This is a genomic window from Vibrio sp. Sgm 5, assembly GCF_026241575.1.
GTDB lineage: Bacteria > Pseudomonadota > Gammaproteobacteria > Enterobacterales > Vibrionaceae > Vibrio > Vibrio jasicida.
Window position 1 is genome coordinate 1 of the sequence record NZ_JAPHPY010000038.1, and the last position, 14,828, is coordinate 14,828.

Genomic DNA, 14,828 nt, shown 5'->3' on the forward strand with positions numbered 1-14,828 from the left:
ACCAGAGAAGCCATCACTCAACATCACCAATGCTGAAAAGTCTGGGCTGATGGCGATGGCTTAAACCGATCTCAGGTAAATTTAGCACAGACCTCACTACTGTATTTTTGGACAAAAACGCGTTACACTAAAAGCTCTGACCCACTCAACTGATATTAGAAAAAGTATCTGAAACTTTAAACCTTAGAGGTTGATATGGAAGTGTTGAACAAGAAGTCTTAAATCTCTAATCAATCACTCGAGTATGGGTTAAGTCTTAAAGTGATAGACGCCGAAAGTGTATCAATAATAACCAACAAAAGTCTTGGAAGTGTGTTAGCATGGTTGCTCACCCTACCGCTTAGTAGGGACTTCTTTTCTTTTCCGAACTCACATCTCGGCACTCCTTAGTAGCCCCCCTAAGCCTTACTGCAGGCTTTAATTATGTCAATTTCAACTAGAAAGCTAAGAAACATCTTTCAATTAACTAGAACCGAACATATAAGAAACGACCATAGCCCAACTCGTCCGGAACCTTGGACGCCGCTTTGTCATAAAGTTAATCCGACGACTCCTTCTGCAATTATTTACTGTGAAGGTAACTTTAATAAAACTGACGGAAAGACAGCGAATGGTTTGGTAAGGCACTCCCACAATTATCGCATTTTATCTGTCATTGATAGTGAGCTCGCTAGCTTAGATTCCGGTGAAGTTCTTTATGGTACGAAAAATCATATTCCTATTGTGGCAAATATTGAAGAAGCCATTATTCAGGCGGAAACAGTTCCTGATTACTTTATTTTTGGGATAGCGCCATCAAAAGGTTTTCTTTCAGATTCTGAAAAGCAAATTATTCTCGATGCTATGTCATTAAATATGAATATAGTGAATGGCTTACATGAGTTCTTAAATGATGACCCTGTTTTTCGTGAAGCCAGCTTAAAAAATAATGTTCATATTCTTGATATTCGTAGACCCAAGAGCAAGGGAGAACTGCAATTATTTAGTGGCAAAATACACAGTGTTCAGTGTCCAAGAATTGCGATAATGGGAACGGACTGCGCATTGGGGAAAAGAACGACTGCGACGATACTGGCGAATGAGTTAAGAAATAAGGGTCTCAATGTTGTTATGATAGCGACGGGACAAACGGGCATTATACAAGGTGCTCCTTATTGTGTGGCATTAGATGCTGTCCCCTCTCAATTTTGTGCTGGGGAGCTAGAAGCAGTAATTGTTAAAGCGTATGAAGCAGAGAATCCAGATATCATTATTATTGAAGGACAGGGAGCACTGAGTCATCCTGCATTCTCTACCAGTTCGTTTATATTACGTGGTAGTTGTCCGACTAGTGTTATTCTACAACATGCGCCTAAGCGTATGTATCGCATAGATTTCCCAGATATGCCGATGCCTTCCGTTGCCTGTGAGATAAACCTCATAGAGGCGTTCTCCAATACTACAGTTATCGGGTTAACTCTGAATCATGAAGGGATGTCTTCAGATGAGATTATTTCCGAAATAAATTTGTATTCTGCTGAGTTTGGCCTACCTGTGACAGATCCATTATCTCAATCTAAAGAACAACTGTTGCAGATGGTATTGTCGACCTATCCTTTGTTAGAAAACAAAATATCAGAGCAAAGGTGAGTTACCCGAAGCTAAATATTGACTGTTCAAAAATCCACCATAACGCTAAGTTTCTTATTGAAACACTTGCTTTAAAAAATGTCTCAGTCACACCAGTTACAAAGTCCTGTTTAGGTCATCCTATCATTGCGCACATTCTGGTTGATGCTGGAGCAAGTATGCTTGCTGATTCTAGAGTGGAAAATATACAACGAATGACACATTGTGGGGTTGCAGTTCCGAAAGTGTTAATACGCACTCCAATGCTGAGTCAGATTGCGAGTGTGGTTGCGTATTGTGACATCAGTCTGAATACTGAAGTTCAAGTTATTCAGCGGCTCTCTCGCGTAGCAAAACGAGCAAATATTAAACACGGTGTGATAATAATGGTTGAGCTTGGAGATTTGAGAGAAGGTGTTATGCCATGTCGCGTCATTAATTTCATACGTGAGATCATTCTATTACCCAATATAGTTATTAAAGGGATAGGGGCGAATCTTACGTGTCGCTATGGTGTTGCTCCTGATGATAAAAAGATGAGGCTTCTTTCTGATCTTGCAGACGGTATTGAAGCAGTTTTTGGTATTAGTCTTGAGATTATTTCAGGTGGAAACTCATCTTCAATCAATTGGGTTCTAGCTCATGAGGGGAAAACTCGAGTCAACAACTTGCGACTCGGAGAAGCAATATTCTTAGGCTGTGTCCCTGTAGAGCAGAATTCAATCAAAGGGTTACACACCGATGCGATTACGTTAACTGCTGAGGTGATCGAAGCTAAAATTAAACCTTCTTTGCCATGGGGGAATCGAGGGGGCAATGCATTTGGTGAAAGGGAAATACTCCAAGACCGCGGAGCTGTTTCGCAAGCAATTCTCGCCTTAGGTCGTCAAGATGTTTGTGTGACGGGACTTAACGCTCCTTATGATATGAACATTTTGTCGTCAAGCAGTGATCACTTGATACTCGAAAGTTCCCAAACACCCTTAACCGTTGGAACGAAAGTTCAATTCACTCTCGATTACAGTGCATTTTTGTCGGCTATGTCATCCAACTCAATGCATAAAGTTTTTCATAATTATAACTCTAGAAATAGTTCAAGAGGGAGTGTTTTTCTTGAATCAACATCGTAATACATTCGTACTATTTATCATCATTCTGCTGAACGGTTGTTTATCAAATCAAATGTTACCAAATGAGTTATCTGATTATAGAGCAACGATTATTTCAAGTCGACTCCCACAAAAAATAGGAGCATTAACACTAGTACAAGCCAAGTCAGATGCGAATAACATTTCTCTTATTTTTACCAAAAGCAAATTTGTTGATATGGATAGTCTAGTTGAGCAAGTCGCTATCGAATTTTGTGAGAAAGAGGAAACTAGATATCTATTGAAACGTGGTATTTCTTATCGAATTATAACGTTAGATTCCAGTAATAAAGTAGATAGCCTCAATTCCATCTCTTTAAACACATGTATTAATGATGAATGAACAAATAGATACTAGCAAACATTCAATTGGGGTTATCTTTGAAGCTGCTTAAGACATAGTTTTGTTTAGATAGCAAATGCAGAGAGGTTTTTATGCTAGTAAAATTTAGTTGTAAAAATCATGCAAGTGTCATCATGTTTGGTGACGTTGCTCAAGAAATAATAAAAATGATGGGGCATAGTGGAAAGGTGCCAAGTGCGATTTTTTCATCAGATATACCAGAGGTACTGGTAAAACTAAATAGTGCGTTCGAACGTGAAAAAATACGAAACCTTAATAGTGTTGAAGTGCATGAAAACGCAGAACCTACTATTTCGATTATTGAGCGAGCTTATCCATTACTTGAATTATTAAAAACAGCAATAGAAGGGAAATGTGACGTTATGTGGGAAACGCTGTAGTTCATAATAAATGAGTCTTTTCTCTTCAACATATCAATCAATAGAGTATATGCTGATCTCTTTAATATTCACTACCTACCTTGTTATTATAGAGGTAAGTAGTGACTTCTTTTATGTCCTATTTTATAAGTTGGAATAACAAGCATCATCAAGCATCTTTCCGTTTTTCTTTAACAGAGAAATAGCGAAGAAAGATGATGCCGAGAAAAGCCGAAACAATAGACGCTAAGAAGATGCCTAATTTCGCAGAATTAATTTGATTAGGGTCATAAGCTAATTCCGCGATGAACAATGCCATAGTAAAACCTATGCCAGCTAACATCCCCCCCCCTATAATCATTCCCCAATTCAAGTTTTCAGGTAATATTGCAATTTTAAGTCGGACGGCAATCCAACTAAACAAGGTAATACCTATTGGCTTGCCAAAAACAAAACCTAAAAATATAGCAAGCGTAATTGGAGAAGTTAAATTCGCCGTAGTTAGCGAAACACCCGCGTTGGAAAGAGCAAACAACGGTAACACGACAAACCCAACCCAAGGATGAAGTAACATTTCCAGCCGCTCAACTGGCGAAAGAGTTTCGCGCGCAGCCGCTGCAGCGGTTCTTAACGTCTCTCCTTCTACTTTATCACCACTCCATTGTTCTATAGTGGAAGATGACACTACGGTATCCATAATGATGGAAAGATGCTCCTTACTCACCCACTTATTTGTAGGGGTTAGTAAGCCGAGAATCACTCCGGTGATTGTGGGATGTATGCCAGACATATCGATGGCTATCCATATCATTCCTCCAACAATAGAAAAGAGCACTATACTGCGGATCCCTAAAAAGCCCATAACCCGAACAATAATAAACCCTAACAAGGCATAAAGTATGGACATCCAGTTAACACTATCTCCATAGCCAATAGCAACAACAAAGATCGCGCCGATATCATCTACCACAGCCATTGATAGCATGAATATACGCAAGCTGCTTGGAATGCTTCGTCCTAAAAGTGCTAGGCACCCGATCACAAATGCGGTATCTGTAGCCATGACTGTGCCCCAACCATGTTGCCCTGATTCACCAAACTGTATAAGAAAATAGAAAAGAGGAGGCACTAACATGCCCCCAAGAGCAGCTGCAATAGACAAAATCGCTAATCTAGGGTTCCTAAGTTCTCCTAGCACTAACTCACGTTTGAGTTCCAAGGCAATAAGAAAGAAAAATAAGGTCATTCCTACGTCATTGATCCATTTGTGTAATGACCGTTCAAATACTAAATCACCAAAAGTAACCCCTACCGAAATCTGCCAAAAGCGAGTAAACGATTCACTTAAATTTGAGTTGGCTAGTGAAATGGCAACTAACGTTGAAACAAATAGTACAATACCTGCTGCAGATTCAATATGTATGAAACGGTATATTGGTTGAGAGATCCAATCAATATATCCCTTGGGTAGGCGAGTTAGATTAGTTGGTGTTATTTTTTCTCTTTTACTCATTGTTTTTCAACTGTGATATTTGGATTTCTATCTATACCATTAAGAAACTTGAATAAGTCACTATTAGTAGACAAAACAAGCGTTGTGTTCTCTGAAATAACGGTCGAGTAAGACTGCATCGTGCGTGTGAATTCATAAAATTGTCTTGTTTCAGGATTTTTATTGTAAGCTGATGAATAAATTTCGGCGGCTTTAGCGTCAGCTTGTCCCCGAATCTCTTCGACTTCACGATAGGCCTCAGATTGAATCTTATCCAAGTCTCTCACTCTGTCACCTCGAATCCTCGCAGCCTCCCCATTTCCTTCGGATAAAAAACGTTCTGCAATTTGACGACGTTCACTAATCATTCGCTCATAAATTTTAGGGCGAACACTTTCATTGTAATTAATACGTTTAAATCTAATGTCGAGCAACTCAATTCCAAAGATTTTTATTTTTTCTGACGCTGCAGAGAATATTTCTTGCTCTACAAATTGGCGACCTTTTTGGATAGGAACTAAGGCGCCTATTTTCAGATCTCTTTCAGCTTCACTCAATAATGGATCTCGTAATGGTTTGCGATTTTTGTTAGTACGTATTATTTCGATCAATTCATGTTTTGCTACAGCATTTCGTGTCTCACTACCTAAAATATCGTCTAGTCGAGATTGTGCACTGCGTTCATCTTTGAGACGTAAAAAGTACTGAAGCGGGTCAACGATTCGCCATCGAGCAAACAAGTCTACAGAAATATACAGTTTATCTTTTGTTGGCATGTCGGAAGGGCGACCATCCCATTCCAACACTCGTTTGTCGATGGTATTAATTTCTTGAATATATGGTACTTTTATTTTTAATCCAGCATTAACAATAGGCATCCCTACTGGCTTTCCAAACTGAGTGATAATTACCTGTTGAACCTCACTTACTGTGTAAAGTGCGTTATATACACTAAAAGATGTACCTAAAATCAATGCGGCTATGACCCCTTTTTTAATCGATTTCATCTAGGCTCTCCTTGTGTGTCGTTGAGATTGAGCAAAGGCAAAATATTGTTTGCTCGTTCATCAATGATAATTTTGGTCCGAATATTAGGTAATACTGCCTGCATTGTTTCTAAATAAATTCTGCGTTTAGTTACTTCTGGGGCTTTAACATACTCGAACAGTAATGCATTGAAGCGAACCGTATCTCCCTTAGCTTCATTGATGCGTTTTAAGCGATAGCCATCAGCTTCTCTGATCCGTTGATCTTTTTCACCTAACGCTAAGGGGATCACTTTGTTGTAATCTCGGCGAGCTTCGTTTATGAGCTTTTCTTTTTCCTGTTGGGCTTGGTTCACTTCATTAAACGATGCCTGGACAGGTTGAGGAGGGTTGATGTTTTTTAACTGAACTTGGTCAATTCTGATCCCTAAAGCATATTTTGTAGCGAGCTCTTGCATTTTTGAGAGCGCTTCAGACTCAATTTCTTGCCGACCAATTGTGATCACTTCATCCACAGTTCTATCACCCACCACTTCACGCATTACGGATTCAGAAACATATCGAAGGGTTTCACTAGGCTCTCGAACTTCGAACAAAAACTTGATGGGATCGGAGATTCGATATTGCACCACCCATTCGACGAGAGCGGCATTTAAATCACCTGTAACCATTTGTGTTTCTTGACGTCGAGTGTTTATTCTCGGGCTTTGGTTGGGATTTTTTGCCATGGGTGTTATGAACCCAAACTCCTGCTTTAGTTGTCGTTTCACAGGTAAGATTTCAGCCGTATCAATGCCAAGTGGCATCTTGAGATGAAGCCCTGCAGGAACAATATGGACATATTTGCCAAAGCGTTGTATCACAGCAACAGAATCGCTTGGTACCGTGTAAAAACACGTCCAGAATATGATTGCTAAAAAGAAAATAATAAGAGGGATAAAAAAGCTTGAATTCCTTCCGCCTGGAAGCATTTTTTTTAAGTGATGGAGAATAGTATAAAATACCTCACCTAAATTAGGAGGATCTTGTTTTCCTCCGCCCCAAGGGCTACCTGAAGGTTGGTTATGATGGAGCATGAGCATGCCCTCCGGCTATAGGCGAACAAATTTTCACCTATTCTATCTTTATACATTGGGGGGAGACATCGAATTAACAAGGGCATATTTTTTTAATTTGAGATATTTACTTAAGACTGATAGAGATTAACTGATCTATTCATCGATGGTGGCGATTCAATACTTCCTCAAGTAAAATCTGACCGATAAAATAGTGAACTAAAACAGTAAGTAAACTTCAAAGTGACCAAAAACGAAGCAGTACTAGAAACGCGCGAGAGGAATAATCTCGATTTCTGCACCTAAAACACAGTGAGGGTGCTTACTGTCTATTTGAGTAACAGAGATACGGCCTAATATTTTGTCTTTCACATTAATTAATGTATTGTAAAGTCCGCTGATTACCTAGTCATTAATACTAGACGTAACTCATTTAGGGGCAAATTATCAGTTAGCTTTTTAGGCTGAAGAAATACGGTTCCCAAGAAAAACACGTCTTCATCATTAGATTGATTTCATCATCTGAAAAACGTAGCGTCATTAGCTCAGCAGAACTAAAAAACAAAATGCCCCACTTTCACAAGCAGGGCTTTGATATTGGATGACTATCACTCAGTTTCGGCTCTGGGCCTTAACGCTTTTCGCTTCTTACCAATTCCGCTAATGTAGATAAGCGTTGCTCGCTTTGTTTGACGTATGGGTTTGCTTCGTCCCATGCGTAACCGGCGAGGATCGCGCTGATCATTTGTTTGATGCGTGGATTCGGTTCTTGGTAGAAGATGACATCTTGTAGCTTACCGTTGTACCAACCTTCTACATAGGTGCGGAAGGTGTTCACTCCAACCATCAGGCGATCGGCGTAGTCTGCTTGCCAATCCACGGCTTCACCGTTGAGCTGGCGCTCAATACAGTCTGCTGCAAATTGAGCTGACTTCATCGCGATGGTCACGCCAGATGAAAAGACAGGATCAAGGAATTCACCGGCATTGCCAAGCAAAGCATAATGCGATGTTGCAAGCTGTTTTACATTGGCCGAGTATCCACCGAGCTCACCGGCTGGGTTCGGGTAGTTGGCTTGATTAAGCAACTCAGCCAAACCAGGCTCTTCGCTTGCTAGTTGTTTAATGGCTGCGATTTTGTCTTCTGGGTAGTTTTCAAAAAACGCTGGCTCACCGACCACACCAAATGAACAGGTGCCGTTGGAGAATGGGATCAACCAATACCAAACATCGTGGTTATCTGGATGCACAGAGATCAGGATCTTGTTGCGATCGTATTCGATGTTCTCGGCAGTGATGTTGTCTTCAATGTGGGTAAAGATCGCCTTTCTTGGTGGCAAGCAAGACGGCTCTTCCAGCTCTAACAATCTTGGAAGCACACGCCCAAAGCCGCTGGCGTCTAATACATAATCGGCTTCAATTTGATACGCTAATTCGTTTTCATCGATAACAGAAAGAACCGACTTTGAGCCTTCAAATTCGATGCTTTTCAGTTCGTGCTGGTAACGAATTTCAACCCCTTGCTGCGCGGCACTGTCTGCCAGTACTTTATCGAAGTGACCACGCTGGACTTGGTAGGTTGTACCCGGACCTGAGGTGAACTTATCGGTAAAATCAAATTGGGTGTAAGCGCCGTTGCGACGAAATGCAGCCCCGTCTTTGTATTGGAAACCAGTTTGGTTGACTGCCTCTAACATGCCCGCTTGCTCTACAACTTCCATGCACGCTGGAAGTAGGCTTTCACCAATAGAGAAACGTGGAAAGGTGGCTTTTTCAATCACAACAACATCGATATCTCGTGCGTTGAGCAATGCTGATACGGTAGAACCTGACGGGCCCGCACCAATAACGACGACTTGCTTTTGCTCTGTTTTCATTCTGTTTTCTAGTTTGCTTGTAGTTTTAATAATGTGTGACCAAGGCCAATGTTGTCTGTTCTTTCTGCCACGGTTAAGCCTGCAGCTTCAACAATCTCTAGGAAGTCATCACTGCGGTAGAAGCGGCTGTTACCATTTGCAAGGCAAGTAAAGTACAGCGACGTGGCATTCAAACTGTAAGAGGCACCCGCGTATTTTTGCGCGTCCCAGAACAATTCTAGAATGTATACGGTATCGCCTTGTCGTAGTTGCGCTTTAACTTTCTTTAAAATATTGAGAATTTCGATTGGAGAGAAACAATCGAGGAACTGGCTCATCCACCAAATGTCGGCATGCTCAGGCAAGGTTTGAGCTTTGTCCAGCATGTTAGCAGGGAATGGTTTGATGCGATCACTTAGCTGGTTATCCGCTGCGTTCGACATCGCCACTTCAAGCTGCTGTGGTAAATCGACAATCGTCACTTGAACGTCTTGATTGTGGTTACAACACTGCATCGCCCACTTACCTGTGTTACCACCGATATCGACAATGTGGCTTGGTTTGTTGGCAAACACTTCTTTTAGTAGCAATGGGAAGGAACGGTCTGAGTAGAAATGATCAAACTTGAACCAGCTCTGCTTCGCTTGCTCTGGTAGGGTCGACAGCCCTTGGTAAATGGTTTCCCAGTCACCCAGTTCTTTTAAGCCTGACGGTTTGCCCTCTTTGATCGCATCGGTTAGGTGCATCATTGCGGCATAACAAACGTCCGCCGTGAAATCCATGTTGGCTTGCGTCATGCCATCATAAAGCAAATAGAAGCCAAGGTTTGCCAATGAGTAGTTAGGTTTTTCCCACAGCACGATATGCGCGCTAATGGCCATGTCTAACAGCACTTTGACGCCATATTCAGATACGCCCGTTTTCTCTGCGATCTCTACGGCGTTCATGCCTTTTGAGCCCGCACTATCCAACGCAGCTAAAATGCCAAGATCTCGAAGTGTTCTCGCGGTCTGGAAAACAATAGGGGCGAAAGATAATTTTTGAGCTTCTGTTTTTGCTTCAAAAGCGTTGAATGGATCAATATTTTGATTTAACACGAAAAAACCTAACTACTATTAATAAAATTATTGTTGAGACTCAGCACCTAAAAGTGCGATGGCTCTCTGAATATCAACATTCAGGTTGTTAACCCAACGATTGTAATTACGGTGAATTTTGCCATCACTCGCTTTTAGATTTACTGAGTTGAGATAAATAATTGAATAATATTTGTTGTTATATGGAATTTTTACTTCAGCAAAATGGCTACGAACGTGAATTTTGGCAATTAATACACCTGGGCTCACTTCTTCTATCGTCCAACCACGATTAGTTGCCGATTGCACAATCGCAGCTTTTACTTGTTTATTTTGAAGATCATAAGCAACTGGAGTATCCTCCACATTCATTACAGGTTGTACTCTTCCACAACCGACAAGAAGCACTGTTAATAACACAGAGATAAGCAGCTTTAAGCGAGACATGGTCGTTTCCTTTTATTGTGACTCTGGTGAAACCCAGATTCTATCGAGCTGTAAAATAAACAATTTAAACAAATATGCCAAACTCGAAGATCAAAATTTCGTTTAATATCGATGCATTATCCGCCAATTCATTGGGTTTAAATCAACCAGAAGAATGGGAGCAGTGGGCATCGGACTGTATATGGCCTGAAGAGGGCAAATTACACGTCGCAGATATCCCACCAATGATGCGCCGACGTATGAGCGCATTAAGCAAACTTGCGGTACAAACCGCGATTGGTTTACTCAAACAGTACGATGTGGATTACTTGGTGTTTGCGAGTCGCCATGGTGAGTTACATCGCAGCGCAGCGTTGATTGAAGACATTCTCCAAGGCGAAGAAGCTTCCCCAATGGCGTTTTCTCAGTCGGTGCACAATACCGCAGCGGGCTTGGCAACCATTGCGACTAAGCAACCTATCCCATTGACGTCGATTGCGGCATCAGAGAACACTTTTCAAAGCGCATTGATTGAAGCGTGGTTGTTTCTCGCAGAGAACCCAGACAAAAAAGTACTGTTTATCGACTTTGATGAACCCTTGCCTGATGCTTACTCGGAGTTTGAGACCCAGCAGTATCAAGGTTATGCCGTCGGTATGGTGTTGTCTGCTGGTGACGATTTTAAGATAGAGCAAGTCGCAACAGAAAAAAGCGGACACACGTCCCAGCCTTGCCCGCTCCCACAAGGATTAGCTTTCTTAAAACACTATCTTTGTGAAGATCCAAGCTGGTTGATTCATTCGCCACAGCAAACGTGGGAATGGCATCGTCGATGAGGGTTTTGAATCAATATTGGCGTGTCTTTGCTACTGGCTTTTGTTTTTCCGTATTTGGGCTTGGCGGTCTGGTGCTCAGCTTTATCGTCATTCCACTCATTGGTTTAACCACCTCCGATCAAACCGCCAAGGAATATAAAGTCCAAGGTGCGATACAGTTTGCTTTTAATACCTTCTGTAAATTGATGAAATTTACTGGCGCAATCGATTATAAGATCATCGGCGCAGATATTATTCAACAAGATCAAAATTGCCTTATTGTTGCCAACCACCCAAGTTTAATTGATTACGTTCTTATCGCATCTCAATTAAAGCGCTGCGATTGTTTAGTAAAGTCAGCGATTTGGGCCAACCCATTTATGAAACACATTGTGAAAGCTGCGGGTTATATTCCTAATGAAGCTCCTGATGATTTATTAACAATGTGTGAAGAACGTTTTGATAATGGCAATGTATTGCTCATTTTTCCGGAAGGCACAAGAACCACTCCTGGGGTAAAATCAAAATTACAGCGTGGTGCTGCACAAATAGCAGTAAGAACGCAGCGAGATTTAAGAGTTGTACATATTACGGTGACGCCTAGCTTCTTAACAAAAGAGAAAAAGTGGTATCAAGTTCCGGCGACAAAGCCCTTTTTCAAAGTGGAAGTGAAGGATAAAGTTGAGATTGAGCCTTTTATAAAGCAAACTACGTCCCCAACAATAGCGGCTCGTCGCTTACAGCAGCATTTAGCTGATACTATTTTTCCAGAATTATAAGCAGGTCCCAGTGGAACAATTACACAACAATATCAAGCAACTTATTATTGACGCGTTGAACCTAGAAGATTTAACCGTCGACGATATTGAAACCGAAGCGCCGCTGTTTGGTGATGGTCTAGGCTTGGATTCTATTGATGCACTTGAGCTTGGCTTAGCGATTAAAAAGCAATACAACATTGTCATTGATGCTGACGATTCAAATACACGTGAGCACTTTGCTTCAGTAGCTAACCTTGCGAAGTACATTTCTTCTCAAACTTCTTCCCAAGATAATGAATAGTTTTTAGGTATATTCATGACAGATGTAAATAAAGAACAAGTATTTGAACAAGTTAAAGATGCACTGGTAGAACTGTTTGAAATCGACGCTGCGGATATCCAGCCAGAAGCACACCTTTACACCGATCTCGACCTAGACAGCATTGACGCGGTAGACCTTGTGGTTCACCTGCAAAATGTCACTGGTAAGAAAATCAAGCCAGCTGAATTCAGCACCGTTCGTACGGTGGATGACGTGGTAACGGCTGTCGCTGAACTTCTTAAGGAAAGTTAATGCGCCAATTGCTGACTGGTCTGTCTGCAATTGTCCTGTTTGCCTACCCTTTTGCTGTTTACTTCGGCATTGATCGATTTGGCTTAAACCTCGTTGGGGGCTTGTTAATTGCAGCGTTGCTCTTGCGATTATTGGTTGCAAACAAGACCCCGCTGAAAGAATTTAAGTTTCTTGCTTTCACCACTGGCATTGTTGGTATCGTTCTGGTCACCCTTGGGGTTGTATTTAAGCAACACGGGTGGCTAAAGTTCTATCCTGTCGTGGTGAACCTTTGCATGCTTGGGGTGTTCGCCCTCAGCTTAAGACAGCCTCAAACCATCATTGAGCGATTGGCTCGGCTTCAAGAACCAGATTTGCCTGAAAGCGGCGTACTCTACACACGTAAAGTCACTCTGGTGTGGTGCGCATTTTTTATTATGAATGCGGCAACTGCACTGTATACCTGCTTTGAATCCATCGAGATTTGGACGTTATACAACGGCCTGATCAGCTACCTACTTGCAGGCAGTTTATTTGCCGGTGAATGGATAGTGCGCCAATTTGTACGAAAGGAACACTAGATCGTATGAACACCCGTTCTTCTGACTTCTCTTCTATTGCCATGTTAATGCGCGCTCAACGTCCTGAACCATCGGTCGTCGCCTTCGAGTCCGCTCAAGAAAAAACATGGGACGAATTTCAACGCAGTGTTTCCGCTCTAAAAAGACAACTCGACGCCAATCCATCGCAGCGTATTGCTCTTTGCTTTGCCAATAGCTACCTGTTTGCCATCAGTTTTCTTGCTTGTTGTCATGCCAATAAAGCCATCGTTTTACCAGGAAACTACCAACCAGAAGCATTAAAAGAACTTGATGAACATTACGACCTCGTCCTTCATGATGCTGACGTTTCGGTACCTGACAGCTTGACCACACGTTGTGTGACGGAAGAAGCAGATGACCGCTCGATGGAGTGGCACTCGCTTAACGCCAGCGCTCTGAGCATCACTTTGTTTACGTCCGGTTCTAGTGGTAAACCTAAAGCCATCGCGAAAACACTTAAACAACTGGATGTCGAAATTGCGATTCTTCAATCCTTATGGGGAGAGAAGATCGCTGGCTGTCAGATTGAAAGTACGGTCTCTCATCAGCATATTTATGGCTTACTTTTCCGTGTGCTTTGGCCACTTTGTGCTGGTCGCGCTTTCGCTACCCACAATCTGGAGTTTCCAGAGCAAATTGTGAATCATGCCACCAGCAATACCGCTTTAATTAGCAGCCCTGCTCTGCTCAAGCGTCTCACCGAGGAGCATAAACCGACGGCATTGCGCTGCGTTTTCTCCTCTGGTGGCCCATTACCGAATGACGCCGCACAACACAGTGCTGAGATTTTTGGTGACTATCCAGTCGAAGTATTTGGTAGTACAGAAACTGGCGGTATTGCTTATCGTCAACAACTTACTGCGACACAACCTTGGACGCTGTTCCCTGGAGTTGAAGCGGCATTAAACCATGAAAATTGTTTAAAGCTTCGCTCACCGCACATCGATGAAAACGCTTGGTATCAAACCGCAGATGAATGCTATTTCCATGATAGTATTTCTTTCGAATTACGCGGCCGCACAGACCGAATCGTTAAGGTCGAAGAAAAACGTGTGTCTTTGGTTGAAGTAGAAAAACGTTTAGAACAACTGCCTTGGATTAAGGAAAGTGCTGTTATTCCTATGGAGCAAGCAGGACGATTGTCGCTTTTTGCTGTCATAGTATTGAACGAGCAAGGCCAGCAGACATTAAGTGAACTGGGCAAAGGCAAGTTTTGGCTTGCACTGAGAAAAGCGCTACGTAACTGGTTAGAGCCGATTGCGATACCACGCAAATTCCGAGTGCTGGATGAAGTACCACTTAACAGCCAAGGTAAGCGACAAGTCGCTGAAATAGAAAAACTATTCCAAGAATAATTAAGCATCGAACATGGACAAAAGAAAACCAACGCTCAAGAACATAGACGTGTTAGATAAGACAGCGACCATTGAGATGCTTGTCGACGCTGACATCATGGATTTCCAAGGGCACTTTACGCATTTCCCCCTACTGCCGGGCGTAACTCAAATCGATTGGGCGCTGTTTTATGCCGTCGAATACCTCAATACGCCTGCAGTATTTAAAGGGATGGAAGTGATCAAATTCCAAGAACCTATCCTGCCAGATATGCAGGTTAGCTTATCGCTGTCTTGGGATTCTGAACGTGAAAAGCTGGCGTTCAAATATACTTCTCAATCCGCTGAACAGACGATTGTTCACTCATCTGGCAAAATGAAATTGGGTAGCTAG

17 protein-coding genes are annotated in these 14,828 nt (G+C 42.0%); 11 read left to right on the plus strand and 6 right to left on the minus strand.

Annotated features, from left to right (window positions below):
• The first annotated feature begins 423 nt into the window (after positions 1–423).
• From OQJ86_RS18665 to OQJ86_RS18680, 4 genes are all read left to right on the plus strand, one after another.
• Complete coding sequence (locus OQJ86_RS18665; protein WP_265989121.1) at positions 424–1,629, plus strand: DUF1611 domain-containing protein; 1,206 nt, start codon at positions 424–426, stop codon at positions 1,627–1,629.
• Complete coding sequence (locus tag OQJ86_RS18670; RefSeq protein WP_265989123.1) at positions 1,626–2,738, plus strand: alanine/ornithine racemase family PLP-dependent enzyme; 1,113 nt, start codon at positions 1,626–1,628, stop codon at positions 2,736–2,738. The genes OQJ86_RS18665 and OQJ86_RS18670 overlap by 4 nt, the downstream gene beginning before the upstream one ends.
• The gene (gspS2, locus tag OQJ86_RS18675) at positions 2,713–3,099 is read left to right on the plus strand and encodes a type II secretion system pilot lipoprotein GspS-beta (RefSeq protein WP_225874956.1); all 387 of its coding nucleotides are present in this window, start codon (positions 2,713–2,715) and stop codon (positions 3,097–3,099) included. The genes OQJ86_RS18670 and gspS2 overlap by 26 nt, the downstream gene beginning before the upstream one ends.
• A gap of 92 nt (positions 3,100–3,191) precedes the next feature.
• Positions 3,192–3,500 carry a DUF1840 domain-containing protein gene (locus OQJ86_RS18680; protein ID WP_265989126.1) on the plus strand — a complete coding sequence of 103 codons (309 nt, stop codon included), beginning with the start codon at positions 3,192–3,194 and terminating at the stop codon, positions 3,498–3,500.
• Between the two features lie 148 nt (positions 3,501–3,648).
• Here the strand turns inward: OQJ86_RS18680 and nhaA are convergent, their stop codons facing one another.
• The 6 genes from nhaA to OQJ86_RS18710 form a co-directional block, all read right to left on the minus strand.
• Complete coding sequence (nhaA, locus tag OQJ86_RS18685; RefSeq protein WP_265989128.1) at positions 3,649–4,992, minus strand: Na+/H+ antiporter NhaA; 1,344 nt, start codon at positions 4,990–4,992, stop codon at positions 3,649–3,651.
• Positions 4,989–5,978, minus strand: a complete 990-nt coding sequence (hflC, locus tag OQJ86_RS18690) for a protease modulator HflC (protein WP_265689583.1) — start codon at positions 5,976–5,978, stop codon at positions 4,989–4,991. The genes nhaA and hflC overlap by 4 nt, the downstream gene beginning before the upstream one ends.
• Positions 5,975–7,033: an FtsH protease activity modulator HflK gene (gene hflK / locus OQJ86_RS18695; RefSeq protein ID WP_265689584.1), complete on the minus strand. Its 1,059-nt coding sequence runs from the start codon at positions 7,031–7,033 to the stop codon at positions 5,975–5,977. The genes hflC and hflK overlap by 4 nt, the downstream gene beginning before the upstream one ends.
• Positions 7,034–7,643: 610 nt before the next feature.
• A complete protein-coding gene (locus OQJ86_RS18700; protein ID WP_265989134.1) occupies positions 7,644–8,888 on the minus strand; it encodes an NAD(P)/FAD-dependent oxidoreductase in 1,245 nt (414 codons plus the stop codon).
• An 8-nt stretch (positions 8,889–8,896) separates the two neighbouring features.
• Entirely contained in the window at positions 8,897–9,964 is a 1,068-nt protein-coding gene (locus OQJ86_RS18705) for a class I SAM-dependent methyltransferase (RefSeq protein ID WP_038879344.1), read from the minus strand.
• Between the two features lie 27 nt (positions 9,965–9,991).
• Positions 9,992–10,390: a hypothetical protein gene (locus tag OQJ86_RS18710; RefSeq protein ID WP_038879342.1), complete on the minus strand. Its 399-nt coding sequence runs from the start codon at positions 10,388–10,390 to the stop codon at positions 9,992–9,994.
• 74 nt (positions 10,391–10,464) lie between these two features.
• Here OQJ86_RS18710 and OQJ86_RS18715 point away from each other — a divergent pair, with 74 nt between their 5' ends.
• Genes OQJ86_RS18715 through OQJ86_RS18745 form a run of 7 tightly spaced genes read left to right on the plus strand, consistent with a single transcriptional unit; the run spans position 10,465 to position 14,828 of the window.
• On the plus strand, positions 10,465–11,205 hold the full coding sequence (locus tag OQJ86_RS18715) for a beta-ketoacyl synthase chain length factor (protein WP_265989137.1): 741 nt from the start codon (positions 10,465–10,467) through the stop codon (positions 11,203–11,205).
• Positions 11,202–11,963, plus strand: a complete 762-nt coding sequence (locus tag OQJ86_RS18720; RefSeq protein ID WP_039975620.1) for a lysophospholipid acyltransferase family protein — start codon at positions 11,202–11,204, stop codon at positions 11,961–11,963. The genes OQJ86_RS18715 and OQJ86_RS18720 overlap by 4 nt, the downstream gene beginning before the upstream one ends.
• A gap of 10 nt (positions 11,964–11,973) precedes the next feature.
• A complete protein-coding gene (locus tag OQJ86_RS18725) occupies positions 11,974–12,246 on the plus strand; it encodes a phosphopantetheine-binding protein (RefSeq protein WP_038865613.1) in 273 nt (90 codons plus the stop codon).
• A gap of 15 nt (positions 12,247–12,261) precedes the next feature.
• Entirely contained in the window at positions 12,262–12,519 is a 258-nt protein-coding gene (locus OQJ86_RS18730) for an acyl carrier protein (RefSeq protein ID WP_042604629.1), read from the plus strand.
• Positions 12,519–13,079, plus strand: coding sequence for a septation protein IspZ (locus OQJ86_RS18735; RefSeq protein WP_038865617.1), 561 nt, complete (start codon positions 12,519–12,521; stop codon positions 13,077–13,079). Before OQJ86_RS18730 ends, OQJ86_RS18735 begins: the two co-directional genes overlap by 1 nt.
• A gap of 5 nt (positions 13,080–13,084) precedes the next feature.
• On the plus strand, positions 13,085–14,455 hold the full coding sequence (locus OQJ86_RS18740) for an AMP-binding protein (protein WP_265989143.1): 1,371 nt from the start codon (positions 13,085–13,087) through the stop codon (positions 14,453–14,455).
• Positions 14,456–14,468: 13 nt separating this feature from the next.
• The gene (locus OQJ86_RS18745) at positions 14,469–14,828 is read left to right on the plus strand and encodes a 3-hydroxyacyl-ACP dehydratase (RefSeq protein WP_045463721.1); all 360 of its coding nucleotides are present in this window, start codon (positions 14,469–14,471) and stop codon (positions 14,826–14,828) included.

Excerpts from the sequence above, each read along its gene's own strand:
- OQJ86_RS18665 (WP_265989121.1), top strand. The coding sequence starts at position 424 with ATGTCAATTTCAACTAGAAAGCTAAGAAACATCTTTCAATTAACTAGA.
- OQJ86_RS18680 (WP_265989126.1), top strand. The coding sequence starts at position 3,192 with ATGCTAGTAAAATTTAGTTGTAAAAATCATGCAAGTGTCATCATGTTT.
- nhaA (WP_265989128.1), bottom strand. The coding sequence starts at position 4,992 with ATGAGTAAAAGAGAAAAAATAACACCAACTAATCTAACTCGCCTACCC.
- hflC (WP_265689583.1), bottom strand. The coding sequence starts at position 5,978 with ATGAAATCGATTAAAAAAGGGGTCATAGCCGCATTGATTTTAGGTACA.
- hflK (WP_265689584.1), bottom strand. The coding sequence starts at position 7,033 with ATGCTCCATCATAACCAACCTTCAGGTAGCCCTTGGGGCGGAGGAAAA.
- OQJ86_RS18700 (WP_265989134.1), bottom strand. The coding sequence starts at position 8,888 with ATGAAAACAGAGCAAAAGCAAGTCGTCGTTATTGGTGCGGGCCCGTCA.
- OQJ86_RS18710 (WP_038879342.1), bottom strand. The coding sequence starts at position 10,390 with ATGTCTCGCTTAAAGCTGCTTATCTCTGTGTTATTAACAGTGCTTCTT.
- OQJ86_RS18715 (WP_265989137.1), top strand. The coding sequence starts at position 10,465 with ATGCCAAACTCGAAGATCAAAATTTCGTTTAATATCGATGCATTATCC.
- OQJ86_RS18720 (WP_039975620.1), top strand. The coding sequence starts at position 11,202 with ATGAGGGTTTTGAATCAATATTGGCGTGTCTTTGCTACTGGCTTTTGT.
- OQJ86_RS18730 (WP_042604629.1), top strand. The coding sequence starts at position 12,262 with ATGACAGATGTAAATAAAGAACAAGTATTTGAACAAGTTAAAGATGCA.
- OQJ86_RS18735 (WP_038865617.1), top strand. The coding sequence starts at position 12,519 with ATGCGCCAATTGCTGACTGGTCTGTCTGCAATTGTCCTGTTTGCCTAC.
- OQJ86_RS18740 (WP_265989143.1), top strand. The coding sequence starts at position 13,085 with ATGAACACCCGTTCTTCTGACTTCTCTTCTATTGCCATGTTAATGCGC.
- OQJ86_RS18745 (WP_045463721.1), top strand. The coding sequence starts at position 14,469 with ATGGACAAAAGAAAACCAACGCTCAAGAACATAGACGTGTTAGATAAG.